Consider the following 25,966-nt stretch of genomic DNA (forward strand, 5'->3'; position numbering starts at 1 on the left):
CTCGCCGGCGCCGGCCTGCCGAGCCTCGCCGACCACGCCGGGGAGACGAACCGCCCGCACGTGACGCTGCTGGCGGCCGACGGCCTCGGCGGATCCGCGGACGACGCAGTCCGCGCCGTGGCCGCGGCCGGCCCGCTCCCGACGCTCCGCCTCGGCGGGCTCGTGGTCTTCGGCGTCCCACCGCGCGGCCTCGTGCTGGCCCGGCAGGTCGTGGTCGACGCGGCGCTGCTCGACCTGCACGCGCGGATCCACGCGGCCGTCGACGGCTCCCCAGGAGAAGCGGACGACGAGGACGTCGACGTCGTGCCGCACACCCGCCCCGGGTCGTGGACACCGCACGTGTCGCTCGCGGTCCGGCTCACCGGCGAGCAGCTCGGCGCGGCGCTCGGCCGCATCGACCCGCTCGACGCCCCGGCTGCCGGCCTCCGCCGCTGGGACCCGCACGACCGCACCGTGACGGAGCTCGCGTGACCCGCGCGGCCGCGATCCTCACGGCCACCGCACGCACCCGCGCCACTAGCCTGGATGGAGCACGCACTTGAGACGACGGAGGAGTCGCATGCCGCGGTCCGCGAGATTGCTGGGGGCCGCGCTCGCGCTCGGCCTGGCCGGGGCCCTGGTGCCCCAGATGGCGCAGGCCACGGAGCCGGTCGACTTCGGCGGGGCGACGATCCTCGACCAGGCCGACGCGGTGACGCCCGCGCAGGAGCAGCAGATCCAGCAGGCGATCGACCAGCTCCAGCAGCAGACCGGCGTCACGCTGCACGTCGCGTACGTGGACACCTTCACCGGGGCGTCGGATGCAAAGGCCTGGGGCCAGGAGACGAAGCAGGCGAACAGCTTCGGCAGCTCCGACGCCCTGCTCGCCGTGGCCGTCGACGGCCGCGAGTACGCCTTCCCCACGGGCCAGGTGTCGGGTGACCAGGAGTCATTCGAGACGACCGTGATCGTGCCCCAGCTCCGGGCCGACGACTGGTCGGGCGCCGCCGTGGCGACCGCCCAGGGCATGGAGTCGGTCGCGCGCACCGGCAGCGTCGCCGACACCCGCACCACCCCCTCCGGCGGGAACGACTCCGGCATCGACTTCGGGCTGGTCCTCCTCCTCGTGCTCGGCGCGATCCTGGTGGCCGCCGTCGGCACGACGCTCGTCGGCCGCCGGAGGAAGCGGAAGGCGATCGCCGCGACGCGCCAGGTCGCGCTCGCGGAGATGCGCACGGCCGAGCAGCGCGCGGGCAGCATGCTCGTGCAGCTCGACGACGCGCTCGAGACCAGCGAGCAGGAGGTCGGCTTCGCGGAGGCGGAGTTCGGATCCGGCGCGGTCGGCCCCTACCGCGAGGTGCTCGTCTCGGCGGGCGGCAAGGTCCGCGAGGCCTTCGCGCTCAAGCAGAAGCTCGACGACACGATCGAGGACACCGACGAGGAGCGCCGCACCTGGGCCGCCCGCATCGTCGACCTGTGCGAGGAGGCGCGGGCCGAGCTCGACGCGCAGGCCGAGTCCTTCGAGGAGCTGCGCGCGCTCGAGAAGAACGCGCCGCAGACGCTCGCCGCCATCGTCACCGACGCGGAGGCACTGAAGACGCGGATCGAGCGGACGCAGGAGGCGGTCGATCTGCTCGGCCGCCGCTACGCCGGCCCGTCGATGACGACCGTCACCGGCAACGTCGACCAGGCCCGCTCGCTCCTCTCCTTCGCGACCGACACCGCGCAGGAGGCCGCCGAGGCGATCCGCGCGGGCGACCGCGCCTCGACCGGCGAGATCGCCGTCAAGGTGCGCGCGGCGCAGCAGGCGGTCGGCCAGGCGGGCAAGCTCCTCGACGGCGTCGACCGCGTCTCATCCGACCTCGAGCACGCGTCCACGCGCGTGCAGGAGGAGATCGCCGACGTCCGCAGCGACATCCAGGACGCCCGCGCCGCCCAGCGCGGCGGGCGCATGCCGGAGCTGACGCGGCTGGTGGAGGCGGCCGAGCAGGCCATCGCCGACGCGAAGCCGCTGCAGGGCCGGCTCGCGGATCCGCTCACGAGCGTCACGCTGCTGCAGGAGGCGGAGGCGCGTCTCGACGAGGCGCTCGCGCCCGTGCGGGAGCAGCAGGAGCAGGTGCAGCGCGCGATCGGCTACCTCCCGCGCGCGCTCTCGACCGCCGAGAGCCAGGTGGCCACGGCGCGCGACTTCATCTCGACCCGTCGCGGCGGGGTCGGCGAGGAGGCGCGCACGCGCCTCGCCCACGCCCAGCGCGCGCTCGACGACGCGCACGAGGCCGCCCCGCGCGACCCCGTGCGGGCGGTCGCCGCATCGCAGGCCGCCACCGCGTACTCCGCGCAGGCCATCGAGGCCGCACAGCGCGACCTCGACCAGGGCGGCGGATACGGCGGCTACGGCGGGGGCGGCGGTCTCATGGGCGGTGGATCCGGCATCGGCGGCGCGGTCGTCGGCGGCATCATCGGCGGTCTCCTCAGCGGTGGCGGCGGAGGCGGCGGCTGGGGTGGAGGCGGCGGATTCGGCGGAGGCAGCTTCGGCGGAGGCGGCGGCGGATTCGGCGGCGGTGGAGGCGGCGGATTCGGCGGCGGTGGAGGCGGCGGATTCGGCGGGGGCGGCGGAGGCGGCAGCTTCTAGCCACACGCCGCGACGCCCGCATCACGCGCACGACCAGGACGACGAGAACGAGAGCGACCCATGATCAACCCATTCCGACGAAGCACCAGACGAGAAGGAGCAGCACCCATGTCCAAGCAGTCCATCCTCGGCCGCATCGCCCAGCTCGCGAAGGCCAACATCAACAACCTCATCGACCAGGCCGAGGACCCGCAGCTCATGCTGGACCAGATGGTCCGCGACTACACGGAGAGCATCCGCGAGGCCGAGAGCGCCGTCGCCCAGACCATCGGCAACCTCCGCATGATCGAGGACGACCACCGCGAGGACGTCCAGGCCGCGCAGGACTGGGGTCGCAAGGCCCTCGCCGCGAGCCAGAAGGCGGACGAGTACCGGGGCGCCGGCAACACCCCCAACGCCGACAAGTTCGACGCGCTCGCCCGCGTCGCCCTCCAGCGCCAGATGCAGTCGGAGAGCGAGGCGAAGGGCGCCGAGCCCACCATCGCGTCGCAGACCGAGGTCGTCGAGAAGCTCAAGCAGGGTCTCGACACCATGCGCGGCAAGCTGCAGCAGCTGTCGTCGAAGCGCGACGAGCTGAACGCCCGCCAGAAGACGGTACAGGCGCAGTCGCAGGTGCAGGACGCCATGAAGAGCATCGACATCATGGACCCGACCAGCGAGGTCAGCCGCTTCGAGCAGAAGATCCGCCGCGAGGAGGCCCGCGTCCGCGGCGCCGAGGAGCTGCAGGCCTCCAGCCTCGACGCGCAGTTCGAGGAGCTCGAGGACCTCGGCGAGCTGACCGAGGTCGAGGCGCGCCTGGCCGCCCTCAAGTCCGGCGGATCCGCGCCGAAGCAGGTCACGTCCGGCGAGTAGCCGCACACCACGACGGGCGCCGCATCTTCCGGGAGCGGCGCCCGTCGTCGTCCGCGCGGGGAATGCCTGCCGGGTGCGAGCCGTTCCCTCCCCCATGACCAACATCGGAATCATCGGCGCCGGACTCATCGGCAGCCAGCTCGCCCGCCTGTTCACCTCCACCGGCCACGACGTGGTGATCGCCAACTCCCGCGGCCCCGAGACCCTCACCGACCTGATCGACGAGCTGGGCGACCGCGCCCGCGCCGCCACCGTCGAGGAGGTCGCCGAGGCCGGCGAGATCGTCGTCGTGACCATCCCGCTGAAGAACATCGACAGCGTCCCCGTCGCGCCCCTCGCGGGCAAGATCGTGATCGACACGGACAACTACTACCCCGAGCGCGACGGGAACATCGCCGAGCTCGACGACGAGACCACGACGACCGCGGAGATGCTGCAGCGGCACCTGCCCGAGTCGAAGGTCGTCAAGGCGTTCAACCACATCTACGCCGCCGACCTCACGGAGCACGGCACGCCCGCCGGCACGCCGGGCCGCCGCGCGCTCGTGATCGCGGGCGACGACGCCGACGCGAAGGCGACCGTCACCTCGATCCTCGACTCCTTCGGCTACGACGCGGTCGACGCGGGACCGCTCGCGGAGGGCTGGCGCATCCAGCGCGACACCCCCGGATACGGCCCGGCGCTCGACGCCGACGGCCTCCGCACCGCGCTCACCGAGGCGAAGCGCTACCGCGACATGGAGTAGCCCCCTCCCCACGACGACGCCCGTCGCCCGCGGCCACGACCGCAGGCGGCGGGCATCGCCATGTCCGGCCCCGCACGGGATACTGAGGACGTGCCCGCCTCCTTCGTCGTCGTCCCCCAATGGCAGGGCTCGGGCTCGTCCCGCGCCATGAGGCTCGCGGACGGGGCGGAGGCGATACGCGGCGACCTGCCGGCGTCCGCCACGCACGTCGTCGAGGTGCCCGTCGAGGCCGGCGAGTCGCTCGGCACGGGCGTGCTCCGCTACGCGTCGCTCCTCGCGGTGCGCACCCGCCAGGAGGCGGCGCTGCGGGCGGCGTCCGCGGCCGGTGCGGGTCCGCTCGTCACCATCGGCGGCGACTGCGGGGTGGAGATCGCGTCCATCGGGCACGCCGCCGCCGCGCATCCCGGCCTCGCGGTGGTGTGGCTCGACGCGCACGCCGACCTCAACTCCCCCGCCTCCTCGCCGACCGGGGCCTTCCACGGGATGGTGCTGCGCGCCGCCATCGGCGAGGGCGTCGACGGCCTGGAGCTGCCCGCAGGCGCCGTCACGGCCGACCGCGTCGTGCTCGCCGGCGTGCGCGCGCTCGACGACGCCGAGTCCGACCTGGTGGACGCGCGCGGCATCACGCTGCTCGGCGTCGACGCCGTGGGGCCGGAGGCGCTCGTCGCCGCCGTCTCGGCGACCGGCGCCACCGACGTGTACGTCCACGTCGACCTCGACGTGCTCGACCCGGGCGCCATGTCCGGAGTCGGCCACCCGGAGCCGTTCGGGCTCGACGTGCCGGCCGTCACCGAGTCGATCAAGGCGATGCGCCGGTCGTTCGGGCTCGCCGGCGCCGGGATCACGGAGTTCGCCCCCTCCTCCCCCGCGGCGGCCGTGGACGACATGGGCACCATCCTGCGGATCATCGGGGCGCTGACCGGGCCGGTCTGACCCCGTACGGGTGGTCGCGCCCGCACGGTCGGCCCTGCGAGGCTGGCGGGGACGATCGAAGGAGACCGCCGTGAGCGACGACGCCCGCACCGCATCCACCGCCGACCACCCGGCCGACGACGCACCGCGCGTGCGCGTCGAGCGGCGCGGGCACCTGCTGCTCATCGGACTCGACCGGCCGGCCAAGCGCAACGCCGCCGACATGCGGATGCTCCGCGAGCTCGCGAGCGCGTACGGCCTGCTCGACCGCGATCCCGAGCTGCGGGTAGGCGTCGTGCACGCGATCGGCGACCACTTCACGGGCGGGCTCGACCTCGCCGACGTGGCGCCGCACATCGGTCGCGGACCCGGCGGCGGCCTCGACACGGTGCCGGAGGACGGCGTCGACCCGTGGCGGATGGCGGGCGACGGCGTCGGCAAGCCCGTCGTCCTCGCGGTGCAGGGCACGTGCCTCACGCTCGGCATCGAGCTGGCGCTCGCGAGCGACGTGGTGGTGGCGGCCTCGGGCACGCGGTTCGGGCAGATCGAGGTCGCGCGCGGGATCCTCCCGTTCGGCGGCGCGACCCTCCGCTTCCCCGCGGTCGCGGGCTGGGCCGACGCCATGCGCTGGATCCTCACAGGCGACCCGTTCGACGCGGAGGAGGCCCGTCGCATGCGCATCGTGCAGCTCGTGGTGCCCGACGGCGAGCAGCTGGATGCGGCGATCGGCATCGCCGAGCGCATCGCCGCGCAGGCCCCGCTGGCCGTGCAGGCGACGCTCCGCAACGCCCGCGCAGCGCTCCGCGACGGGCACGAGGCCGCGGCCGCCGCGCTCCCCGTCGAGCTCGTGCGGCTCGCCTCCTCCGAGGACGCGGCGCGCGGCATGCGGGCGGCAGCCGACCGGCGTCCCGCGGACTTCGTCGGCCGCTGATCCGCCGACCGAAGCCGCCCGGCCGATGCGCGGGAGGCCCGGCGTAGGGTCGGGACCATGACCTCCTACGACCTCATCGTCATCGGTGCCGGCCCCGTCGGCGAGAACGTCGCCGACCGCGCGAAGCAGGGCGGGCTCTCCGTGCTCGTCGTCGAGTCCGAGCTCGTGGGAGGCGAGTGCTCCTACTGGGCCTGCATGCCGAGCAAGGCGCTCCTCCGCTCCGGCAGCGCCCTCCGTGCGGCGCGCGCCGTCGCCGGATCGAGGGAGGCCGTCACGGGCGAGCTCGACGTCGCCGCGGTGCTCGAGCGCCGCAACTCCTTCACCAGCTCCTGGGACGACCAGGGCCAGGTGAGCTGGCTCGAGGGCATCGGCATCGAACTCGCGCGCGGCCACGGCCGCATCTCCGGGCCGCGCCGCGTCACGGTCACCGCGCCCGACGGATCCGTCGCCGAGCACGAGGCGGCGCACGCCGTCGTCGTCTCCACCGGCACCGCCGCGCTCCTCCCCGACATCCCGGGCCTCGCCGAGGCGCAGCCCTGGACGAGTCGCGAGGCCACCAGCGTGGAGGTCGTTCCGACCTCCATCGTCGTCATCGGCGGCGGCGTGGTCGCGGCGGAGATGGCCACCGCGTACGCCTCGCTCGGCAGCGCCGTCACGATCGTCGCCCGCAGCGGCCTGCTCGGCGGGCAGGAGCCCTTCGCGGGCGAGCTCGTCGGCGACAGCCTGAAGGGCATGGGCGTCGATGTGCGCCTCGGCGCCTCGCCCTCCCGCGTCGCTCGCGACGGCGACGAGGTCACGGTCGAGCTGTCCGACGGATCCTCCGTCACGGCCGCCGAGGTGCTCGTCGCCACCGGCCGCACCCCGCGCACCGAGGACCTGGGCCTCGACACCGTGGGCCTCGAGGCCGGCGCCTACCTCGACGTGGACGACACGATGCTCGTCACGGGCGGGGTCAACGCGGAGTCGCCGTGGCTGTACGCCGTCGGCGACGTCAACCACCGTGCGCTCCTCACCCACCAGGGCAAGTACCAGGCGCGCGCCGCCGGCGAGGTCATCGCCGCGCGCGCGACCGGCGGCACCGTCGACGACTCCCCGTGGGGCGTGCACGTCGCGACGGCCGACCACCGGGCCGTCCCGCAGGTCACGTTCACTGACCCGGAGGTCGCGAGCGTCGGCCTCACGGCGAAGGCGGCGGACGACGCCGGGATCCGCGCGCGCGTCGTCGACTACGACCTCGGATCCGTCGCGGGCTCGAGCCTGCACGCCGACGGCTACGCGGGGCAGGGGCGCATGGTCGTCGACGAGGACCGCGGCGTGATCGTCGGCGTCACCTTCGTCGGACCCGACGTCGCCGAGCTCCTGCACTCGGCCACCATCGCGGTCGTCGGCGAGGTGCCGCTCGCGCGGCTCTGGCACGCGGTGCCGTCGTACCCGACCATCAGCGAGGTGTGGCTGCGCCTGCTCGAGACGTACGGCCGGCCGACCGCGTGATCCGCGCCGGCCTCGGCGCCGTGGCGGGTGCCGTCCGCGGCGTCCTGCTCGACTCCCCCGTCTCGCGCGCAGGCAGCGGCGTCGCCACCGCGGTGGGACTCGCGATCGGCCTCCCGCTGAGCACGGGAGAGGTGCGCCGTCACGGCGACCTCATCGTCCTCAGCGGCCTGCCGTCCTGGGTCTTCGGCCGCGGCGGCACGTGCGTCGGCCGCGTCTACCTCACGCGCGACAACGCCGGTCCGGCCGTGCTCGAGCACGAGGCCGTGCACGTCGTGCAGTGGCGCCGGTACGGGCTGCTGATGCCGCTGCTGTACTGGTGGGCGGGGCGGGATCCGCTGCGCAACCGCTTCGAGATCGAGGCGGGCCTGGAGAAGGGCGGCTACCGGTGACCGGGCCGCTCGACGGCCGCACCGTCGTCATCACGGGCGCGAGCTCCGGCATCGGCCGCATCGCCGCCCGGGAGCTACACGCGCGCGGGGCCGACGTCGTCGTGGTCGGGCGCGATCCCGAGCGCACGCGCGGCATCGCGGCCGAGCTGGGCGCGCGGCACGCCATCGCCGACATGGACCGGCTCGACGAGGTGCGCGCCCTGGCGGCGACGCTCCTCGCGACCTGCCCGCGGATCCACGTGCTGGCCCTCAACGCCGGCAGCCTCGTGCCGCGGCGCGCGACGACGACGGACGGCCACGAGACGACGTTCCAGCGCAACGTCCTCGCGCCGTTCCTCCTCACGCGCCTGCTCCTCCCCCGCCTCGAGGAGACGCAGGACGCGCTCGGCGGGGACGCGAGCCCGGTGCGCGTCATCGGCACCGCGAGCCGCGCGAACCTGTGGGGACGCGTGCGCCTCGACGACCTCGACTGGCGGAAGCGCCCGTGGTCCGGCGGCTGGCAGGCGTACGGCACGTCGAAGGCGATGATGATCCTGATGATGCGCACGCTCGCCGAGCGCGTCGGCCCGCGCGGCATCGAGGCGTGCTCGTTCCACCCGGGGCTCGTGCGCACGTCGTTCGGATCCGACAGCACCGTGATGAAGGCGCTCCTCGCGCTCTCGATGGGCGCCTACGGCATCTCCGCGGAGGCCGGTGCCGTGCCCCTCGTGCAGCTCGTGTCGGTGCCCGACCTGGCGGCGCCGAACGGCACGTACTACGACCAGCTCACGCCCGACGGCAAGACGACCGCGCAGGCCGCGGACCCGCAGCTCGGCCGGGACCTCTGGGCGGCGCTGGAGCTCGCGTCCGGGACCGACGGACCCGTTCGGCGCTGAGCGCGGCAGCGGGCGGATCCGCGTCAGCGCGTCGCGAGCAGGTGCAGCAGGTCGTCGTGGCCGCCGACGTGCCCGCCGAGCAGAACGCTGACCTCGGTGACCGGGTGCTCATCGGAGATCGGCGCGGCGAACACCATCATCTCGCTGGCCCACGCACCGACCGCGCGCGCGACCGCCGTCATGGGCGCGGCGGGCTCGCCGTCGACCCCGCGGCCATCACGCGCGATGACGGTGACGACCATGCGCGGCGGGTGCGCGAGCGCGACCTCGACGGACGCGTCGGGCACCTCCACGAACACGCTGCCGCGGGTACACAGGGGCAGAGCCGCGAGCGCGGCCTGCGTCTGGTCGAGGCCGGTCTCGTCGGTGACGAACAGCACCCGGCGCTTCGTGCCCTTCGCGGCGCGCGTGCGGGTGGATCCGGCCATCGTCAGGACCCCTCGGCGGAGCCTGCGCGCCAGTAGCCCATGAAGGCGACCTGGCGGCGATCGATGCCCGTGTCGCGCACGAGGAAGCGGCGCAGCGCCTTGATGCAGCCGGACTCGCCCGCGAGCCACGCGTAGAGCGTCGACCCCTCGTGGACGACCGGCGCGTCCCAGACGATGCCATCGGCGTCGTCCTCGGCGAGCGGCTGGGCCTCGTCGGCGAGCGCGACCTCGGGTGCGGCGATGGCGCCGACCTTCACGTGGCAGTCGACCCAGCGGCGCACGGCCTCCTCGAGGCGCGACCCGTTCGGGCGGCCATCGCGCGGCAGCCAGCTGAGGTTCACGCCCTTCGGCACGCGCACGTCGAGGCGGTCGCCCGTGACCGGCACCTCGATGAAGGCGCAGCCGACGGCGTCGTCCGGCAGCGAGGAGAGGATGTTGCAGATCGCGGGGGCGGCCGTCTCGTCGCCCGCGAGGAGCAGCGATCGGGCGGCGCCCGGGTGCCACTCGATGCCGAGGCCGCGCGCGGGGCTCAGGGCGTCGGGGCCGATGACGACCATCTCGTCGCCGGGCTGGGCGCCGCCGGCCCAGCGGGAGGCGGGGCCCATGTCGCCGTGCAGCGCGAAGTCGACGTCGACCTCGCCGAGCTCGCGGCGGACCGCGCGGGACGTGTAGGTGCGGAGCGGGTTGCGCTCGGCGTCGGGCAGCGCGCGCCACCAGGCGAACCAGTCGTCGCCGCCGACGCCGGTGAGATCCGGCAGGCCGTGCTCGGCGACCGGCAGCAGCAGCTTGATGCGCTGGTCGAGGCACTCGTCGCCGAAGTCGCGGAGGTCGTCGCTCTGGAACGTGATCCGCAGGAAGGTGGGGCTGAGGCGCTCGGTGCGCGCGACGCGGGCGGCGAACGGCCGGTAGGCGGGACGTTCGACCGCGGGTTGCGCATCCACCACGGCCGAGGCTTCTGCCGTGCTGCTGGCGAGGGTCGCGGTGGAGGTAAGCACAGCCTAAGTATGGCATGCCTTACCTCAGGGGGCGAGGGCGGGCGGCGGATCGGGGCGGGGATCCACGGGAGGATGTCAGGGTGATCGCCCCCGTCCTCGTCGCCGTGTTCGTGGGCGCGGTGGCACAGCGGGTGACGGGCCTCGGCTTCGCGCTCGTGGTGGCGCCCGTGCTCGTGATCCTGCTCGGGCCGTTCGACGGCGTGATGATCGTCAACCTGTGCAGCGTGCTGTCGGCCTCGCTGATCCTCGCGGGCGTGCGGCGCGACGTCGAGTGGCGCCGCTACCTCCTGCTCGCGGGACCCGCGGTGGTCGGGATCGTGCCGGGCGCGCTCCTCGCCTACCTGCTGCCGGAGCCGGCGCTCGAGATCGGCATCGGACTGCTGCTCGTCGCCGCGCTCACCACCTCGCTCGCGCTGCGCCGCACGACCCGCGTGGTCGACGGCCCGGGCGTGATGGCCGGCTTCGGCTTCGCCGCGGGCGTGATGAACGCGGCGGCCGGCATCGGCGGCCCGAGCGTGAGCGTCTACGCGGTCGTGAGCCGGTGGGAGCAGCGCCCGTTCGCGGCGACCCTGCAGCCGTTCTTCCTGACCACGGGGGCGGCGTCGCTGATCACGAAGCTCGTGCTCGCGCCCGACCGCTGGCCGGACCTCGGGACGGCCGCGTGGGTCGGGATCGTGGTGACGCTCGTCGCGGGAGTGGGCGCGGGCACGCTGCTGGCGCCCCGGATCCCGACCCGCGGCGCGCGGGCCGCCGTCGTGGTGCTCGCCTTCGCGGGCGCGGTGACGGCGATCGTCAAGGGCGTCGGCGGGCTCGGCTAGCGCATCCCGTCGGCCCGGCGCCCGCTCACCACTGCGGCGGGTGCCGCCGCTCCCAGCGCAGCCGCCGCTCGAGCTGCCGGCCGATCGCGAGGAGCGTCGACTCGCCGCCCGGCCGCCCGATGAGCTGCACGCCCATCGGCAGGGCGTCGTCGGTGAGGTGCACGGGCAGGGTGATCGCGGGGAGGCCCGTGACGTTCGCGAACGACGTGTACGGCGTGTACTGCACCTGCTGGGCGAAGTTCCGCTCGCCGTCCTCGGCGTCGTACCAGCCGACCGGCCGCGGCTCCAGCGCGAGGGCGGGCGTGAGCACGGCGTCGACGTGCGCGAACTGCGCGATGACGCTGCGCTCGTACGCGGCGAGCTGCGCGAGCGCCCGGGCGAGGTCGCGCGCCGAGAGGGCCCGGCCGCGCTCCACGAGCCAGCGCGTGAGCGGCTCGAGGAGGTCGAGCTGGTCGCCCTCGGCGGGGATCCCCGCGGCGCCCGCCTGCCAGATGGTGCGGAACGCGGGCGCGTAGGTGGGGTCCGGCCGAAGCGCGAGGTCCTCGAGGCCGTGGCCGATGGTCGCGAGCTCGCGCACGGCGATCGCGAGGGCGTCGTCGGCGGAGGCGTCCCGCACGATCTCGTAGGCGTCGTCCCACGGCGTCGTCGTCATCACGCCGATCTGGAAGCGGCCCTCGCCGCGGACGGCCGCGCCGAGGAGGTCGCCGTCCGGGTCCTCGGGCGCGCGCAGGGTGAAGGGGTGCGGGATCCGGCCGTTGACCCGGCCGATCATGGCGTCGAGCAGCATGGCCGCGTCCGCGACGCTGCGCGCGAGCGGGCCGGGGACGACGAGGCCGGCGAGCGACTCCTGCCCGGATCCGGCGGGCACGAGGCCGCGCGACGGCTTCAGGCCGACGAGGCCGGTGGCCGCGGCGGGGATCCGCACCGAGCCACCGCCGTCGGATCCCGGCGCGAACGGCAGGAGACCCGCTGCCACCGCGACGGCCGCTCCCCCGCTGGATCCGCCGGCGCCGCGCGTCGTGTCCCAGGGCGTGCGGGCGGGCGGCGCGACGAGGCTCTCCGTGTACGACGGAAGGCCGAACTCGGGCGCGCTGGTCTTGCCGAGGCTGATGCCGCCCGCGTCGTCGAGCGCCTGCGGGATCGCGTCGGTGCGGTCGGAGACGTGGTCGCGGAAGAGGCGCGAGCCGAACGTGGTGCGGACGCCCGCGCGCTCGGAGAGGTCCTTGTCGCCGAAGGGCAGGCCCCAGAGCGGCGCGGTGCGCGGCACCTCGCGCTCGACGTGGCGCGCGCGCTCCAGGGCGCGGTCGGCGGTGACGGTCGTGAAGGCGCCGAGCTGCGGATCCAGCCGCTCGATGCGCTCGAGGTAGTGGGTGACGAGCTCGGTCGGGGTGACCTCGCCGCGCTGGAGCTGGTCCCACAGGTGGTGGGCGCTGAGGTGGTGGAGTTCGAACACCGCTCCAGCGTAGGCCGGGGTCGGGGCGGGCCGACCGGCTGGCACCGGACGCACGGTCGGGGCGGGCACCGGTCGTCCCGGCACCCGCCCCGCCCGCGCGGACAGCTGCTGACTAGCGGCGCGCGACCGCCGATGCGCGGCGGCGGAACGCGACGAGCGCGAGGCCGAGCGCGAGCGCCGCGAGCGAGGTGCCGAGCACGGGTCCGGCCTCGGATCCGGTCGCCGCGAGCGTCGGCTCGGTGCTCGGCGCGGGCACCGTGCCCGTGCCGGACGGGACGACGGATCCGGACGCCGTGTCGAGCGCGTACAGCACCGACGCGCCCGTGCTCGGCAGCAGGAACGCGAGCTGGTGGGATCCCGCGGCGAGGTCGGCCGGCACCGTGAAGCGCACGCTCGCGCGGCCCTGCTCGTCGGTCGTGTCGACGACCGCGGCGTCGATCGGCGTGCGCGCGACCTCCTCGCCGTCGATGAGCGTGACGACCTCGGTGTCCTGCACGGGCGCGTTCGAGACGAGGAGCGACGACAGCTCGTACGAGCGCTCCTGCCCGGCGCGGGGTGCGGCGTCCGTGGTGTCGACGATGCCGATGGAGCGCGTCGCCGAGTCCGGCTCGACGGGCGAGAACTCGGTGATGTGGTCGACGAACGCCGTGAGGTCGACCCGGCCGGAGTCGCTCTGCTCGGTCGTGTTCGCGAGCTCCGTGAAGTTGTCGCCGCCCTCCGCGAGGAAGCTGTTCGCGACCATCGTGAAGACGCGCGCGGGATCCACCGGCGCGCCCTGGAAGAACACGCCCGTGATCCGCTCGCCGCGCGCGGCCGTCGGGTCGTACGTGTAGGTGAGGTCGCGCGAGAGGCCGAGCTTGAGGAACGGCCGCGACGATCCCTCGGGCTGCCACTGCTGCTCCAGCACGGCCTTGACGCCGGCGCCCGTGATCCTCGCGGTCGTGAGCGTGTTGGCGAACGGCTGCACGATGGCGGCCTCCTTGTAGGTCACCTCGCCCTCGGCGTCGCCCGCGCCGGACGATGCCACGACCAGGTCCTGGCGGACGCCGCCCGGGTTCATGAAGGCGATCTCGGTGCCGAGGTCCGCCTGCGTGGCCCAGAGCTGCGCGTCGGCGACGAGGTTGCCGATCGTCGACTCGCCGCCGCGGTTCTCGGAGCCGTCCGCCTGGCGGGCGCGCGTGATGTCGCCCGTGATCTCGCCGACCGTGCGGCTGCCGATGACCTCGGCCTTCGCGACCGCGTCGTCGACGATGCGCTGCACCGCGGGATCCGCCGGGAACGCCGGCTTCCCGTCGGTCGTGAGCAGCGGCACCAGCTCGCTCGAGATGGACGTGAGGGCCTTGGTGGCGGGATCCACCGTGAGCGACAGGTGCCCGAGGTTCGTCCCGTAGCTGCCGGTCTGCAGCACGGGCAGCGGCAGGGCCTTGCCCGCGACGCTGAGCTCGTAGTCGTAGCCGAGGTGCGTGTGGCCGGAGATCACGGCGTCGACGTCGGCCTGCACGCCCGTGACGATGCGGCCGAAGACCGAGTCGTCGGTGAGGGAGGACTCGTCGGAGGTGGACGCGCCCTCGTGCACGACGAGCACCACCACGTCGGCCTCGCCGTTCGCGTCGTCGCCGTCGCGGAGCGCGCGGGCGGTCGCGGTGGAGGCGTCGACGACGCTGCCGACGTCGAGCGTCGCGAGGCCCGCCGGGCTCACGAGCTCGGGCAGCGACTCGGTGGTGGCTCCGACGAACGCGACGCGCACGCCGTCGATGTCCTGCACGTCGTACGCCGCGTACGCGTGCTCCTTCGTGCCGTTCTCGTAGAGGTTCGCCGAGATGTAGGGGAAGTCGGATGCGGGCACGACGCGGCCGTCGACGTCGTCGCGGCCCTGGTCGAACTCGTGGTTGCCGAGGGTCGAGACGGAGACGCCCATCGCGTTCAGCGCGTCGAGCGTGGGCTGGTCGGCTTGCGACAGCGACGTGAAGGTGGAGGCGCCGATGTTGTCGCCCGCGGAGATGAGCGTGCTGTTCGGGTTCTCGGCCTTCGCCTGCTGGAACGCGCCGGAGATCACGGCGGCACCCGCGGTGGAGGACGTGGTCTCCAGGCGGCCGTGGAAGTCGTTGATCGAGTAGACGTCGATGGCGACGGGGACCTCGTCGGCGGATGCGGGCGCGGCACCAAGGCCGAACACCGCGGTGGCGGAGAGGCCCGCCACGAGGGCGAGGGCGCCGGAGCGCGCGGCTCCGGAGGGGCGGCGGGTGGGAGCAGGGCGCATGCGGGGACATCCTCGTTCGGGCGGGCGGCGGTGCTCAATACCTTACGGAGCGGAGGTTTCCGTGCGGTTAACTCGCGGATCCGCTCGCAGCCCGGTCGCACGCCCTCAGCCGCGCACGAGCCCCGCGAGCTCCGCGCGGGTGGACGCGCCCATCTTCCGCAGCAGGTTCGCCACGTGGAACTTCACCGTGTTCTCGCTGATCCCGAGCGAGGTCGCGATGGCGCGGTTGCGGGATCCGCCGGCGACGAGCGCGAGCACCTCCCGCTCGCGCGCGCTGAGCCCGGCCTCCCCCGCGGCGTCGAGGCCGGCGGCGGGCGCGTCGAGCGGCAGGCGGACGGCGATCTCGGATCCCCAGCCGGGCGTCGCCGTCACGTCGAGCTCGCCGTCGAGCGCGGCGACGCGGTCGGTGAGGCGGCGGAGCGCGTCGAGGTCGGCGGTGGTCGCGCCCGCGCCGTCGTCGCGGATCCCGACGAGCAGGTTGCTGCCGTCGCAGTCCCACTGGATCCGCACCCGCGTCACGTCCGGCTGCTCCACGAGCGCGAGCACGGCGCCGCGCACGATGGCCCGACCCGCGTGCGCGACCTCGCCCGGTAGCGCGCGCCCCTCCACGGGCGGCTCCACGAACTGCACGTCGAGGTCGCGGAACCGCACGAGCGGGCGGAGGTCGTCGCGGAGCCGGGCGAACGCGCGCGCGACGGGCTCCTCGCCGAGCGAGCGGTCGCGGTCGCTCGCGGCGCGCAGCTCGACCATGGCGTTGGTCGCGAGGTCGGCCGCGGTCTGCCGGGCGGCCGCGTCGCCCGTGCGCGAGGAGCGCAGCACGGCGAGGAGCGACTCCAGAGTGGTGGCGTGCGCGTCGCCCAGCTCGGACACGATCCGGGCGCGCTCCGAGGACACGGCACGCGCCTCCGCCAGGTAGGCGGGCGGTGCGGCCGCGACCTGCTGCCGGATCCCGTGGGCGACGCTCCGCCACAGCGCCCGCACCAGCTCGCGGGCGGCGGGCACGTCGTCGTGCGCCGCGACGGGATCCACGAGCACGAGGAGCGCGCCCGTGTCGGCGCGCCACGCGGCGATCGTGCGGGGTCGGCCGCCGACGGGGCGCTGGACGGCCCAGGCGGAGCCGGCGTCTGCGGTGTCGCCGGACGCGTCGGCGAGGCTCGCCAGGATCCGGTCGAGCTCGGCGATGGTCACGTTCTCGACGACCTCGGCCTCGCCCGCTTTCTTGCGCGGACGGCCGGTGCAGTCCTCCGTGAAGATGACGAGTGCGCGGTGCGCGACCACGGGCTGCATCAGGCCGGACAGGGCGTCCGCCACCTCCTGCAGCGGGGCGGCGAGCGCGTCGTGCAGCCCGTCGAGGAGCGCGACCGCGTCGGCGGCGGAGTGGGCGGCGGGATCGGCGGGGTGGGTCCGGGACGGCATCACGCCACCGTACGCCCACCCGAACCGCCATCCGCGCGACGGCGACCTGCTCGAACGGGTAGGCGGATCCACCCGTCGGGTGGGCGGCACGGACGGGTCGCGGGGAGCACCCTCGACAGGTGACCAACTCGACGCCCGACCCCCGCCCGACCGGCGACGCCCCCGTCGACGTGGCCACGGCCCTCACGCTCATCGCCGACGAGAACGCCCGCGTCGCGCGCGCGCTGGCCGAGCCGGACCTCGCGGCGCGCCTCGACGAGGCCGCGCGCGTGATCCGCGACGGCCGCCGCGTCTTCGCCCTCGGCGCCGGCCGCTCCGGCCTGGCGCTCCGCATGACCGCCATGCGGTTCATGCACCTGGGGCTCGACGCCCACGTCGTCGGCGAGGCCACGTCGCCCGCGATCGCGGAGGGCGACGTCCTCCTCGTCGCGAGCGGATCCGGCACCACGGCCGGCATCGTCGCGGCGGCGCAGACCGCGCACGACGTCGGCGCACGGATCGTCGCGCTCACGACGGCCGACGACTCCCCGCTCGCCGACCTCGCGGACGTGACCGTGCTGATCCCCGCGGCCGCCAAGCAGGACCACGGCGGCACGGTCTCGGCGCAGTACGCGGGCGGGCTCTTCGAGCTCTCCGTCGCGCTCGTCGGCGACGCGGTATTCCACGCGCTGTGGCAGGCGTCCGGCCTCTCGGCCGACGAGCTGTGGCCGCGTCACGCCAACCTCGAGTGACCGACGGTCACCCGATCCCCACCACCACGCATCACGACAGGAAGAGGAACCACATGAAGCTCCAGGTAGCCATGGACGTGCTCACCACCGCCGACGCTCTCGAGCTGGCCGGCAAGGCCGCGCCGCACGTCGACATCATCGAGCTGGGCACCCCGCTCATCAAGGCCGAGGGCCTCTCCGCGATCACCGCGATCAAGGAGGCGCACCCCGACAAGATCGTCTTCGCCGACCTCAAGACGATGGACGCCGGCGAGCTCGAGGCCGACATCGCGTTCTCCGCGGGCGCCGACCTCGTCACCGTCCTCGGCGTCGCGGGCGACAGCACCATCGCGGGCGCCGTGAAGGCGGCCAAGAAGCACGGCAAGGGCATCGTCGTCGACCTCATCGGCGTCCCCGACAAGGCCAAGCGCGCGAAGGAGGTCACCGAGCTCGGTGCCGAGTTCGTGGAGATGCACGCGGGCCTCGACGAGCAGGCGGAGGACGGCTACACGTTCGGGAACCTGCTCGAGGACGGCAAGGCGTCCGGCGTGGCGTTCTCCGTCGCGGGCGGCGTGAAGGCGTCGACCATCGCCGATGTGCAGGCCGCGGGCGCCGTGGTCGCCGTCGCGGGCGGCGCGATCTACTCGGCCGACGACCCGGCCGCGGCCGCCGCCGAGCTGCGGGCCGCCATCCGCTGATCCACCAGCGTGGACCCCGAGCGCCGCGCTCCCGTCCTCGGACGGGGCGCGGCGCTCGTGCGCGGGGCCGTTCAGCCGAGCGTCGCCAGGACCTGGAGCTCCTCGGCGCGCGTGAGGCCGGATGCACGGGCCCGGTCGATCCCGCGTTCCCGCTCGTCGGCCAGCACGTCCCGCATCGTCTCGGCGAGCGGACGACGCGCGACGCCGAGGGCGCGGATCCCCGCGTCGCTCCGCGCCAGCATCCCGGCCGCCTCGCTCGGCAGCCACAGCGGCAGGGAGCGCGGGCCGGCCCAATGCCGCACGTCGGCCGTGGCCAGCTGCGCGTCGGTCGCCGCCACCCGCTCGCCCGTGGATCCCGCCGCCTCCGCCGCGAGGTCCAGCACGTCGGCCAGCGGCACGCTCTCGCCCACCGCGTCGACCACGCCGTCGAGCGCGCGCACGCCGACGTCGACGACCAGGTCGGCGAGGTCGCGCGCGTCGATCACCTGGGATCGACGGCCGGTCGCGTCGGGCACGAGCACGGGTCCGTCACCCGCGAGCGCGAACCGGGCGGGCCAGTAGCCGAATCGGTCGCTGTCGTCGCCGGGTCCGGTGATGAGGCCGGGGCGCACGATCATCCGCCGTCCGGCGAGCGCCGCGGTCACCGCGCGCTCGGCCGCGACCTTCGCCTGCCCGTACTCCTCGAGGTCGACCGGATCCACCAGCGCCGCCGTCTCGTCGGCGCCCGGGTCCTCGTGGGACGCGTAGACGGACACGGTGCTGACGAGCGTCCAGTGCCGGGCCCGGGCGGCGAGCGCCGCGACAGCCTGGCGCGCGTGCTCCGCGGAGGACGTGAGGTCCACGACCTCGTCCCAGTCCGCGCCGGCGACGGCGGCGTACGCGTCGGGCAGGTCGCGGTCGGCCGCCACGAACCGCGTGAGGTCGGGCGCGGATCCGCCCGCGCCGCGCGCCAGGCACGTCACCCGGTCACCGCGCGCCGCCAGACGCTCCGCGATGAGGCGGCCGATCCACGCGGTGCCGCCGAGCACGAGCACGTCGCGCGGGGCCGCGACCACGCCGGCGTCGCTCACGACTCGCGCGCGGGCGTCGTCTTCCCGGGCCGCACCGACGCCGTGTCCGCGACGTCGATCCGCGTCACGCCGCCCTCCTGCTCGGTCACGTCGATGCGCGTCGCCGCATCCGACTCCACCGCCTTGGGCGCGGTCGTCAGCTGGTCGTGCCGCTTCTCCGCGAAGTCGGCGTCGCGGGCCTCGTCGTGCCCCTGGTCCTCGTGCTGGTCCTGCTGCATGGGTGCGCCTCTCGTCCCGACCACCGTACGCGGACGCACGGCGACGACGGCGTCCCGTCGACCCTCCGCCGCGCCCTCCGCCGCGCGCCCTCCGCCATCGGGTGGATCCGCGCACGCCACCACCCCGCGTACCGTGGCGGCATGAGCGCACAGGAGCCGACCACGCCCGACCACGCCGAGAACCCCGGCCCGCCGGTCGCGCCGCCCGTCGACCCCGGCGCTCCCCCTGCGGCCGGGACGCCCGGCACGCTCCCGCCCGAGCTGCCCCCTCTCCCCGAGCGCCCGCCCGTCCCTTACCACCACGGCCTCCGGGACACGGGCGGCCCGTGGCGCGGCATCGTGGCGCTCGTCCTGTTCGGCGTCGCGTTCCTCGGCCTGTCCCTCGTGTTCGGCGGAGCCGCCATCCTCATCGAGATTCTCACGGGCCGGATGGACCCTCACGACGAGGCGTCCCTCACGACCATGACGCCCATCGTCCTGCTCGCCACGAACCTGTCGCTCGCCGCGCTGATCCCCGTCTCGATGCTCCTGCAGCGCTGGCTCTTCGGCGTGCGGATGGGCGCGATGTCCTCCATCGCCGGCCGCTTCCGCTGGCGCTGGCTCGGCCGCGTCGCGACCGTGATGGCGCCCGTCTTCCTCGTCTACATCGGCGTCACGTTCGCGCTCGACCCCTCGGGCGAGGTCCGGTTCGACGGCGAGGTCATGCTGTACCTGGCGATCGTGCTGCTCACCACCCCGCTGCAGGCGGCGGGCGAGGAGTACGGGTTCCGGGGCCTCATCCAGCGCTCGGTCGGATCCTGGTTCCGCAGCACCTCCATCGCCCTCGTGGTCGGCGCGGTGGTCTCCAGCTCCCTCTTCGCGCTCGCGCACCTCGCGGAGGACCCGTGGCTCATCGCCTACTACTTCGTGTTCGGCCTCTCCGCCACGATCTCGGCCCGGCTCACGGGCGGCCTCGAGGCCCCCGTCCTCATCCACGCCCTCAACAACACGCTCCTGTTCATCCCCACCGTGATCCTCGGCCAGATGTCGCAGAGCTTCGACCGCAGCGCGGGCACCGGCGGCCCGTTCATGCTCCTGCCGATGGCCGTCGTGCTCGGATCCGCGCTCCTCACCGGCTGGTGGGCGCGCCGTCACCGGATGGAGTCGGTCGCGCCCCGCCCGCTCACCGCGAAGGAGGAGCGGCGGGAGCGGGAGCGGGCGTGGTGGGCCGAGGAGCGGCAGCGCCAGGCGTCGCTCGCCGCCTGGTCCGCTCCCACAGGCTCGGCCGCTCCGCCGGCTTGAGCGTCAGCTGCATGGTTACGGTGCCGAGCCAGCGGCCGAACTTCCAGCCGACGCGCCCCATCCGCCCGCTCTCCGTGAAGCCGAGCGACGCGTGCAGCCGGATCGAGGCGTCCGCGCCCTGGTCCGCGATGACCGCGATGACCTCGCGGATCCGCGCCTCCCGGCATGCGTCGACGAGTGCCACGAGCAACGCCCGCCCGAGCCCCTTGCCGGTGGACGCCGCGCCGAGGTAGATCGAGTCCTCGACCGTCGTCCGGGACGACCGCCGGTTGCCCACGGGCTCGACGAGCGCGTACCCGAGCACCTGCCCCGACGGCGAGACGGCGACGAGGAACGGCATGCCCATCCGCTCGAGCTGCCCGAACCGGCCGCGCCACCGGGCGAGGGTCATGCGCGTCTCGTCGAAGGTGACGGTGCTGTTCATGACGTAGTGGTTGTAGATCTCGCGGATGTCCGGGAGGTCGGACGTGACGGCCGGCCGGATCTCGTAGGAGAAGACGGGCAGCGGCGGTGCGGGCTTCCGGAGGTGGGCGGGCAGGCGGCGCCTGGTCTGGTATTCCTCCTCGAGCATGCCGCGATCCTACGGGGACGGCCGCGCGCGCGGACCGATCATGCGGTGCGCGCTCAGAGCCGCCAGTCGACGGGATCGGCGCCCTGCTCGGCGAGCAGCGCGTCGGCCCGGCTGAACGGCTTCGAGCCGAAGAACCCGCGCGACGCCGACAGCGGGCTCGGGTGCACCGAGGTGATCGACGGCACGGGGGCGAGCAGCGGCGCGAGGGATCCCGCGTCCTTGCCCCAGAGGATCGCGACGAGCGGTCCGCCGCGCGCCGCCAGCCCGCGGATGGCGCACTCGGTCACGGCCTCCCATCCCTTGCCGCGGTGGGAGGCGGGCGCGCCCGGCCGCACCGTGAGCACCCGGTTGAGCAGCAGCACGCCGCTGCGGGTCCACGCGGTGAGGTCGCCGTGCTCGGGCGTCGGGATCCCGAGGTCGTCCCGCAGCTCGCGGTGGATGTTGACGAGGCTCCGGGGCACGGGACGCACATCGGGCTCGACGGAGAACGACAGGCCGACGGGGTGGCCGGGCGTGGGGTACGGGTCCTGCCCGACGATGAGCACGCGCACGTCGGCGAGCGGCTGCTGGAACGCGCGCAGCACGCGGTCGCCCGCGGGGAGGTAGGGGCGGCCGGCGGCGACCTCGGCGCGCAGCCACTCCCCCATCCGCGCGATCGTCTCGGCGACGGGCGCGAGCACGCCGGCCCAGCCGGCGTCCATGAGGCCGCGCTCGACGAGCTCGGGCAGGGTCAGCGGCACGGGCGGCGGATCAGGACGCACCGGCGGAGCTGACGGTGACGCCCGTCTCCGAGCCGATGACCGACCAGACGCTGCCGCGCCCCTCGACGACCAGCTGGCCCTCGCCCACGATGAGCACGGTGCCCTCGTCGATGGCGACGCCGCCCTCGACGAGCCCGGCCTCGGTGGCCGCGATGAGCCGGGTGAGGGTGCCCCACTGGGCGGCGTGCACGTCGACCGCGACGTCGATGAGGCCGATGCCCTGCTCCACGGTGACCTCGTCGAGGTCCTCGCTCGCGGACTCCTGCACGACCTCGACGTCGCCGATGCGCCAGCCGCCGACGATGGCGGTCTCGGCGGCGACCGCGGCGCCCGCGGAGAAGCCGAGGTACGGGACCCCGGCGGTGACCTGGCGGCGGATCTCGCCGAACACCGGCTCGAGCGCCTGGCGGTACGCGGGAGTCAGGCCCCCGCCGACGACGATGCCGTCCACGTCCTGCAGCTGCGCGACCTCGATGGATCCGCCCTCGGGGGCCAGCACGGCGACCGGCTCGCACGCGCCCGCGGCACGGAGCGCGGCGGCGTACTGGTCGAACCACTCGGCGCCCAGGCCGTCGTGGACGAGGACCACGGCGATGCGGGCCGGCTCCAGCCGGGCGGCATCGGTCGCCCTCGTCGTCGCCTCGGACAGGAACCGCGCGAGGAGGGGGGTGTCGTCATCCGACAGGCCGCCTCCGACCAGGTGCACACTCACCCCTCGACGGTACAGGGCCCGGCCGTGCGCCGAGGTCCGCCGGGCACCCGGCACAGGAGCCGAGGCGCCCCGGGCAGGGCGACCGAGGCGCCCGGGGAGGGGCGACCGAGGCGCCCGGGGCAGGGCCACCGAGGCGCCCGGGGAAAGAAGAAGCCCGGGCCCTCCGCGAGGAGGGACCGGGCTGGTGATGCGTTGGTGACCCCAACCGGATTCGAACCGGTGTTACCGCCGTGAGAGGGCGGTGTCCTAGGCCGCTAAACGATGGGGCCGCTTTTGCAACTCGTCGAGTATGCCACAGCGCGCACAGCCCGACCAAATCGAGCCCCGACCGGGCCGGATCCGCCCGATCCGAGGCCGTCCCGCGGCCGGTCGCGCGCCCCCGACCGGCGCCCACCGATGCCCCCGCGCTCGGTTTGCCCCTGCCGCCTGGACGGTGTTGGCTCCTCTCATGCGATTGACGAAGCTCGAGCACGCGGCCCTGGTCCTGGAACTGAACGGGCGCAAGCTCTTCATCGACCCGGGCTCCTTCACCACCCCCATCACGGAGGCGATGAACGCCGACGCCATCGTCATCACGCACGAGCACCCGGACCACTGGACGCCCGAGCAGCTGAAGCGGATCCTCGACAGGAACGAGGGCGTGCCCATCTACGCACCCGAGGGCGTCGCGGCTGCGGCCGGCGACTTCGACGTCACGGTCGTGCACGCCGGCGACACCGTCGAGGCCGGCCCCTTCACGCTGCGCTTCTTCGGCGGCACCCACGCGGTCATCCACGACTCGATCCCCGTGGTCGACAACCTCGGCGTCCTCGTCAACGAGACCCTCTACTACGCGGGCGACTCCTTCACGATCCCCGAGGGCGTGGACGTCGACCTGCTCGCCGCACCCGCGGGCGCGCCCTGGATGAAGATCAGCGAGTCCATCGACTACGTCCTCGCCGTGAAGCCGCGCCGTGCGTTCCCCACGCACGAGATGGTGCTCTCCGCGGCCGGCAAGGGCATCTCGAACGGGCGCCTGCAGTGGGCGACGGAGCAGGGCGGCGGCGAGTTCCACGCCCTCGAGCCCGGCGATAGCATCGACCTCTAGGCCCGTTCGGGCTCGACGAGCGGACGGGTGGACGGCATGGACGGTCTCGCCGCGGCGTCGCTCATCGTCGAGTTCCTCACGTGGATCGCGCTCGTCCCCGGGATCCTGCTCTACGTCGCCGGCCTCTCCGTGCGCGTCGTCGGCCGGCGCTGGACGGCGACCGAGGGCCTCGTCGCGGACGAGCCCGCGCGCGAGGACGGCGCAGCACCCGAGCGGGTCCTCCGCTGGTTCGACGGCGACGGCGACGTGCACGAGGCTCCGGCCGACACCCCGGAGACCCACGACCTCGCCGCCGGATCCGACGTGCGCGTCTGGTTCTCGCCGCGCTCCCCATGGCGCGTCCGCACGCACGCGCCCGAGCTCGACGGCCGGGCGCTCCGCGTGACCGGCCTCGTGCTCATCGGCATCGGCGCGCTCGCGGCCGTCGCCGGCATCGTCCTGCTCTTCCTCGAGTAGCGGCGGCAGCCGCCCAGCTGGGCATCCGCCGTGGTGGTCCGGAGCGCTCCATGCGGGCGTATACACTCGTGTCCCGAAGGGGAGTACTCCCATCCGGCGGTCGTGTCGTCAATACGGTCGGACCACTCCGACCCGTACGGCCGGTTCCGCGAGTCACAGCTCGCGGGGTGGAGGAGACCTTCAGTACCCCACCGGACCCGTCGAGGTCCGAGTACTGGAGAACCCCCAATGGATGTCCCCTTCTGGCTCTGGGCCGCGACCGTCGCAGCCGTCCTCGGCCTGCTGGTCTTCGACTTCTTCGCGCACGTGCGGAAGGCGCACGAGCCGACGCTGAAGGAGTCCGCGACCTGGTCGGTCGTCTACATCGTCATCGCGCTCGTCTTCGGCGTCGGCGTCGGCGTCTTCTCGAACTGGACCTTCGGCGGCGAGTACTTCGCCGGCTACGTGACGGAGAAGGCGCTGAGCGTCGACAACCTCTTCGTCTTCCTCATCATCATGTCGAGCTTCGCCGTGCCGCGGGCCTTCCAGCAGAAGGTGCTGCTCGTCGGCATCGCGATAGCGCTCGTCATGCGCGGCATCTTCATCGCGATGGGCTCCGCGATCATCGACAACTTCTCCTGGGTCTTCTACCTCTTCGGCGCGCTGCTGCTCGTCATGGCCTACAAGCAGATGAAGGAGACGCACGACGCGGACGAGTCCGACTCGAAGCTCATCCGCACGCTCCGCCGTTTCATCCCCACCTCGGACCACTACGACGGCGACAAGCTGACGACCCGCGTCGACGGCAAGAAGCTCTTCACGCCGATGTTCCTGGTGATGCTCGCCATCGGCCTCACCGACGTGCTGTTCGCGCTCGACTCCATCCCCGCGATCTTCGGCCTGACACAGGAGGCGTACATCGTCTTCACCGCCAACGCCTTCGCGCTGCTCGGCCTCCGCCAGCTCTACTTCCTGATCTCGGGCCTCCTCGAGCGCCTGATCTACCTCTCGCAGGGCCTCGCGGTCATCCTCGGCTTCATCGCCGTGAAGCTCGTGCTGCACGCCATGCACGTCAACGAGGTGCCCTTCATCAACGGCGGCGAGCCGATGCTCTGGGCGCCCGAGATCCCGATCTGGTTCTCGCTGTCGTTCATCCTCCTCACCATCACGGTGGCGACCGTCGCGAGCCTCGCGAAGACGAAGCGCGACGCGAGCGCCGTCGAGGGCACCGACTCGGCCACGGCCGTCGCGGGCGAGAAGGCCCCGGCCGGCGCGGACGACGACGCGGCGCGCGGCTCCGGCCGCAGCGTCGACGTGAGCCGCGACGCGGATGCGGACGCACCGCGCCGCTAGCCCTCCCCGCACGACCACGACGCCCGCTCCCGGATCCGGGGGCGGGCGTCGTCGCGCGTGCCGCGCGGTCAGCCGAGTCGGGTGCCGCCGATGCCGCCGTCGACGTCGAGCAGCGCGCCGTGGATGAACGCCGCCTCGTCGGACACGAGGTAGCGGACGGCGAAGGCGATGTCGACCGGGCGCACGGGCACACCGACGACGGTGCTCGCGGCCATCGCGGCGACCGCGTCCGCGTCGGCCGCGTTCCCCGGCGTCGAGGTCGCGCCGGGCGCCACCGTGTTGACGTGCACGCCGCGCGGCCCGTACTCCGCCGCCCATGTGCGCGTCATCTGCTCGATCGCGGCCTTCGACGCCGTGTACGCCGCGCCGAACGGGATGCCCACACGGGACATCCACGAGCCGACGTTCACGATCGCGCCCGTGCCGCGTGAGGCCATGGCGGGCGCGAGCTCGGCGACGAGCACGTGCGGCGCGCGGACGTTGACGGCGAGGATCGCGTCGAGGTCGTCGTCGGCGAGGCCGGCGGTCGCGCCCACCGGGTAGACACCCGTGTTGTTCACGAGGATGTCGACGCGCCCGCCGAGGGCCGCCGTCGCGTCGCGGGCGAACGCCCGGATGCCGTCGTAGCCGCCCGCGAGGTCGGCCGGCACCGCATGGGCGGTGCCGCCCGTCGCGGTGATGGCGGCGACCACGGCGCGGGCGCGTTCGACGTCGCGGCCGCTGACGACGACCTCGGCGCCGGAGGAGGCGAGCACGCGGGCGACGGCCTCGCCGATGCCGCTGGTGGATCCGGTGACGACGGCCGTGCGGCCGGCGAGCCGGGTGTCGAGGACGAGGGACTGGAGGACTTCTGCGTTGGACTGCATGGTCCAATTGATAGCACGCGCTGGACCA

27 protein-coding genes and 1 tRNA gene are annotated in these 25,966 nt (G+C 74.2%); 16 read left to right on the top strand and 12 right to left on the bottom strand.

Features of this window, described 5'->3' with window-relative positions:
* The 9 genes from HDR73_RS07315 to HDR73_RS07355 all read left to right on the top strand — a co-directional run.
* Positions 1-471 (top strand): 2'-5' RNA ligase family protein (locus tag HDR73_RS07315; protein ID WP_287136298.1); only part of this gene is annotated, 471 nt, incomplete at its 5' end.
* 88 nt (positions 472-559) lie between these two features.
* Positions 560-2,611: a TPM domain-containing protein gene (locus tag HDR73_RS07320; protein ID WP_012298836.1), complete on the top strand. Its 2,052-nt coding sequence runs from the start codon at positions 560-562 to the stop codon at positions 2,609-2,611.
* A 108-nt stretch (positions 2,612-2,719) separates the two neighbouring features.
* A complete protein-coding gene (locus HDR73_RS07325; protein ID WP_041464510.1) occupies positions 2,720-3,463 on the top strand; it encodes a PspA/IM30 family protein in 744 nt (247 codons plus the stop codon).
* Between the two features lie 94 nt (positions 3,464-3,557).
* Positions 3,558-4,208: an NADPH-dependent F420 reductase gene (locus HDR73_RS07330; RefSeq protein WP_041464509.1), complete on the top strand. Its 651-nt coding sequence runs from the start codon at positions 3,558-3,560 to the stop codon at positions 4,206-4,208.
* A 90-nt stretch (positions 4,209-4,298) separates the two neighbouring features.
* Entirely contained in the window at positions 4,299-5,141 is an 843-nt protein-coding gene (locus tag HDR73_RS07335) for an arginase family protein (RefSeq protein ID WP_012298833.1), read from the top strand.
* Positions 5,142-5,211: 70 nt separating this feature from the next.
* Positions 5,212-6,051: a crotonase/enoyl-CoA hydratase family protein gene (locus tag HDR73_RS07340; RefSeq protein WP_049791906.1), complete on the top strand. Its 840-nt coding sequence runs from the start codon at positions 5,212-5,214 to the stop codon at positions 6,049-6,051.
* Between the two features lie 57 nt (positions 6,052-6,108).
* Positions 6,109-7,542, top strand: coding sequence for a dihydrolipoyl dehydrogenase family protein (locus HDR73_RS07345; RefSeq protein WP_012298831.1), 1,434 nt, complete (start codon positions 6,109-6,111; stop codon positions 7,540-7,542).
* Positions 7,539-7,931, top strand: coding sequence for a hypothetical protein (locus HDR73_RS07350; RefSeq protein ID WP_012298830.1), 393 nt, complete (start codon positions 7,539-7,541; stop codon positions 7,929-7,931). The genes HDR73_RS07345 and HDR73_RS07350 overlap by 4 nt, the downstream gene beginning before the upstream one ends.
* Entirely contained in the window at positions 7,928-8,806 is an 879-nt protein-coding gene (locus HDR73_RS07355; RefSeq protein WP_012298829.1) for an SDR family NAD(P)-dependent oxidoreductase, read from the top strand. Before HDR73_RS07350 ends, HDR73_RS07355 begins: the two co-directional genes overlap by 4 nt.
* A gap of 23 nt (positions 8,807-8,829) precedes the next feature.
* Here HDR73_RS07355 and HDR73_RS07360 read toward each other — a convergent pair whose 3' ends face one another.
* Both HDR73_RS07360 and HDR73_RS07365 read right to left on the bottom strand, forming a co-directional pair.
* Entirely contained in the window at positions 8,830-9,234 is a 405-nt protein-coding gene (locus tag HDR73_RS07360) for an SIP domain-containing protein (protein WP_012298828.1), read from the bottom strand.
* A gap of 2 nt (positions 9,235-9,236) precedes the next feature.
* Positions 9,237-10,178, bottom strand: a complete 942-nt coding sequence (locus tag HDR73_RS07365; RefSeq protein ID WP_012298827.1) for a siderophore-interacting protein — start codon at positions 10,176-10,178, stop codon at positions 9,237-9,239.
* Between the two features lie 131 nt (positions 10,179-10,309).
* On the opposite strand from HDR73_RS07365, the gene HDR73_RS07370 reads away from it, so the two are divergent.
* A complete protein-coding gene (locus HDR73_RS07370; protein WP_041464508.1) occupies positions 10,310-11,047 on the top strand; it encodes a sulfite exporter TauE/SafE family protein in 738 nt (245 codons plus the stop codon).
* A 25-nt stretch (positions 11,048-11,072) separates the two neighbouring features.
* Here the strand turns inward: HDR73_RS07370 and HDR73_RS07375 are convergent, their stop codons facing one another.
* The 3 genes from HDR73_RS07375 to HDR73_RS07385 all read right to left on the bottom strand — a co-directional run bounded on the left by HDR73_RS07375 (position 11,073) and on the right by HDR73_RS07385 (position 16,176).
* Positions 11,073-12,500 (bottom strand): amidase, encoded by a 1,428-nt coding sequence (locus HDR73_RS07375; RefSeq protein WP_041464507.1) that lies wholly within the window; start codon positions 12,498-12,500, stop codon positions 11,073-11,075.
* 112 nt (positions 12,501-12,612) lie between these two features.
* On the bottom strand, positions 12,613-14,760 hold the full coding sequence (locus tag HDR73_RS07380) for a bifunctional metallophosphatase/5'-nucleotidase (RefSeq protein WP_041464506.1): 2,148 nt from the start codon (positions 14,758-14,760) through the stop codon (positions 12,613-12,615).
* A gap of 105 nt (positions 14,761-14,865) precedes the next feature.
* Positions 14,866-16,176, bottom strand: a complete 1,311-nt coding sequence (locus HDR73_RS07385) for a LuxR C-terminal-related transcriptional regulator (RefSeq protein WP_049791905.1) — start codon at positions 16,174-16,176, stop codon at positions 14,866-14,868.
* 119 nt (positions 16,177-16,295) lie between these two features.
* On the opposite strand from HDR73_RS07385, the gene hxlB reads away from it, so the two are divergent.
* Together hxlB and hxlA are read left to right on the top strand one after the other, a co-directional pair.
* Positions 16,296-16,907, top strand: a complete 612-nt coding sequence (gene hxlB, locus HDR73_RS07390) for a 6-phospho-3-hexuloisomerase (RefSeq protein ID WP_012298822.1) — start codon at positions 16,296-16,298, stop codon at positions 16,905-16,907.
* Between the two features lie 53 nt (positions 16,908-16,960).
* Positions 16,961-17,584: a 3-hexulose-6-phosphate synthase gene (gene hxlA / locus HDR73_RS07395; RefSeq protein ID WP_041464505.1), complete on the top strand. Its 624-nt coding sequence runs from the start codon at positions 16,961-16,963 to the stop codon at positions 17,582-17,584.
* 71 nt (positions 17,585-17,655) lie between these two features.
* Here the strand turns inward: hxlA and HDR73_RS07400 are convergent, their stop codons facing one another.
* Together HDR73_RS07400 and HDR73_RS07405 are read right to left on the bottom strand one after the other, a co-directional pair.
* A complete protein-coding gene (locus tag HDR73_RS07400) occupies positions 17,656-18,654 on the bottom strand; it encodes an NAD-dependent epimerase/dehydratase family protein (RefSeq protein WP_012298820.1) in 999 nt (332 codons plus the stop codon).
* Positions 18,651-18,872, bottom strand: a complete 222-nt coding sequence (locus HDR73_RS07405) for a hypothetical protein (protein ID WP_049791904.1) — start codon at positions 18,870-18,872, stop codon at positions 18,651-18,653. Before HDR73_RS07405 ends, HDR73_RS07400 begins: the two co-directional genes overlap by 4 nt.
* Before the next feature lie 141 nt (positions 18,873-19,013).
* Between HDR73_RS07405 and HDR73_RS07410 the strand changes: the two genes are divergently transcribed.
* Positions 19,014-20,153 carry a CPBP family intramembrane glutamic endopeptidase gene (locus tag HDR73_RS07410; protein WP_086935895.1) on the top strand — a complete coding sequence of 380 codons (1,140 nt, stop codon included), beginning with the start codon at positions 19,014-19,016 and terminating at the stop codon, positions 20,151-20,153.
* Here the strand turns inward: HDR73_RS07410 and HDR73_RS07415 are convergent.
* The 4 genes from HDR73_RS07415 to HDR73_RS07430 all read right to left on the bottom strand — a co-directional run bounded on the left by HDR73_RS07415 (position 20,035) and on the right by HDR73_RS07430 (position 22,466).
* Entirely contained in the window at positions 20,035-20,724 is a 690-nt protein-coding gene (locus tag HDR73_RS07415; RefSeq protein WP_012298818.1) for a GNAT family N-acetyltransferase, read from the bottom strand. The two genes, HDR73_RS07410 and HDR73_RS07415, sit on opposite strands and share 119 nt — an antisense overlap.
* A gap of 53 nt (positions 20,725-20,777) precedes the next feature.
* Positions 20,778-21,464: a uracil-DNA glycosylase gene (locus tag HDR73_RS07420; protein ID WP_012298817.1), complete on the bottom strand. Its 687-nt coding sequence runs from the start codon at positions 21,462-21,464 to the stop codon at positions 20,778-20,780.
* 10 nt (positions 21,465-21,474) lie between these two features.
* Positions 21,475-22,197, bottom strand: a complete 723-nt coding sequence (locus HDR73_RS07425) for a Type 1 glutamine amidotransferase-like domain-containing protein (RefSeq protein WP_041464504.1) — start codon at positions 22,195-22,197, stop codon at positions 21,475-21,477.
* A gap of 193 nt (positions 22,198-22,390) precedes the next feature.
* Positions 22,391-22,466, bottom strand: a tRNA-Glu gene (locus HDR73_RS07430).
* Positions 22,467-22,645: 179 nt separating this feature from the next.
* On the opposite strand from HDR73_RS07430, the gene HDR73_RS07435 reads away from it, so the two are divergent.
* The 3 genes from HDR73_RS07435 to HDR73_RS07445 all read left to right on the top strand — a co-directional run bounded on the left by HDR73_RS07435 (position 22,646) and on the right by HDR73_RS07445 (position 25,072).
* Complete coding sequence (locus HDR73_RS07435) at positions 22,646-23,284, top strand: MBL fold metallo-hydrolase (RefSeq protein WP_041464503.1); 639 nt, start codon at positions 22,646-22,648, stop codon at positions 23,282-23,284.
* Between the two features lie 36 nt (positions 23,285-23,320).
* On the top strand, positions 23,321-23,740 hold the full coding sequence (locus tag HDR73_RS07440) for a DUF3592 domain-containing protein (RefSeq protein ID WP_041464933.1): 420 nt from the start codon (positions 23,321-23,323) through the stop codon (positions 23,738-23,740).
* A gap of 228 nt (positions 23,741-23,968) precedes the next feature.
* A complete protein-coding gene (locus HDR73_RS07445) occupies positions 23,969-25,072 on the top strand; it encodes a TerC family protein (RefSeq protein WP_012298813.1) in 1,104 nt (367 codons plus the stop codon).
* A gap of 68 nt (positions 25,073-25,140) precedes the next feature.
* On the opposite strand, the gene HDR73_RS07450 is transcribed toward HDR73_RS07445, so the two are convergent.
* Positions 25,141-25,938, bottom strand: coding sequence for an SDR family NAD(P)-dependent oxidoreductase (locus HDR73_RS07450; protein ID WP_012298812.1), 798 nt, complete (start codon positions 25,936-25,938; stop codon positions 25,141-25,143).
* Between the last annotated feature and the right edge of the window lie 28 nt (positions 25,939-25,966).

Source organism: Clavibacter sp. (assembly GCF_014802555.1).
Taxonomy (GTDB): domain Bacteria; phylum Actinomycetota; class Actinomycetes; order Actinomycetales; family Microbacteriaceae; genus Clavibacter; species Clavibacter sepedonicus.

Coding starts and splice junctions, on each gene's coding strand:
- HDR73_RS07320 (WP_012298836.1), top strand. CDS start 560: ATGCCGCGGTCCGCGAGATTGCTGGGGGCCGCGCTCGCGCTCGGCCTG.
- HDR73_RS07325 (WP_041464510.1), top strand. CDS start 2,720: ATGTCCAAGCAGTCCATCCTCGGCCGCATCGCCCAGCTCGCGAAGGCC.
- HDR73_RS07330 (WP_041464509.1), top strand. CDS start 3,558: ATGACCAACATCGGAATCATCGGCGCCGGACTCATCGGCAGCCAGCTC.
- HDR73_RS07345 (WP_012298831.1), top strand. CDS start 6,109: ATGACCTCCTACGACCTCATCGTCATCGGTGCCGGCCCCGTCGGCGAG.
- HDR73_RS07360 (WP_012298828.1), bottom strand. CDS start 9,234: ATGGCCGGATCCACCCGCACGCGCGCCGCGAAGGGCACGAAGCGCCGG.
- HDR73_RS07380 (WP_041464506.1), bottom strand. CDS start 14,760: ATGCGCCCTGCTCCCACCCGCCGCCCCTCCGGAGCCGCGCGCTCCGGC.
- HDR73_RS07385 (WP_049791905.1), bottom strand. CDS start 16,176: ATGCCGTCCCGGACCCACCCCGCCGATCCCGCCGCCCACTCCGCCGCC.
- hxlA (WP_041464505.1), top strand. CDS start 16,961: ATGAAGCTCCAGGTAGCCATGGACGTGCTCACCACCGCCGACGCTCTC.
- HDR73_RS07405 (WP_049791904.1), bottom strand. CDS start 18,872: ATGCAGCAGGACCAGCACGAGGACCAGGGGCACGACGAGGCCCGCGAC.
- HDR73_RS07410 (WP_086935895.1), top strand. CDS start 19,014: ATGAGCGCACAGGAGCCGACCACGCCCGACCACGCCGAGAACCCCGGC.
- HDR73_RS07415 (WP_012298818.1), bottom strand. CDS start 20,724: ATGCTCGAGGAGGAATACCAGACCAGGCGCCGCCTGCCCGCCCACCTC.
- HDR73_RS07435 (WP_041464503.1), top strand. CDS start 22,646: ATGCGATTGACGAAGCTCGAGCACGCGGCCCTGGTCCTGGAACTGAAC.
- HDR73_RS07440 (WP_041464933.1), top strand. CDS start 23,321: ATGGACGGTCTCGCCGCGGCGTCGCTCATCGTCGAGTTCCTCACGTGG.
- HDR73_RS07445 (WP_012298813.1), top strand. CDS start 23,969: ATGGATGTCCCCTTCTGGCTCTGGGCCGCGACCGTCGCAGCCGTCCTC.
- HDR73_RS07450 (WP_012298812.1), bottom strand. CDS start 25,938: ATGCAGTCCAACGCAGAAGTCCTCCAGTCCCTCGTCCTCGACACCCGG.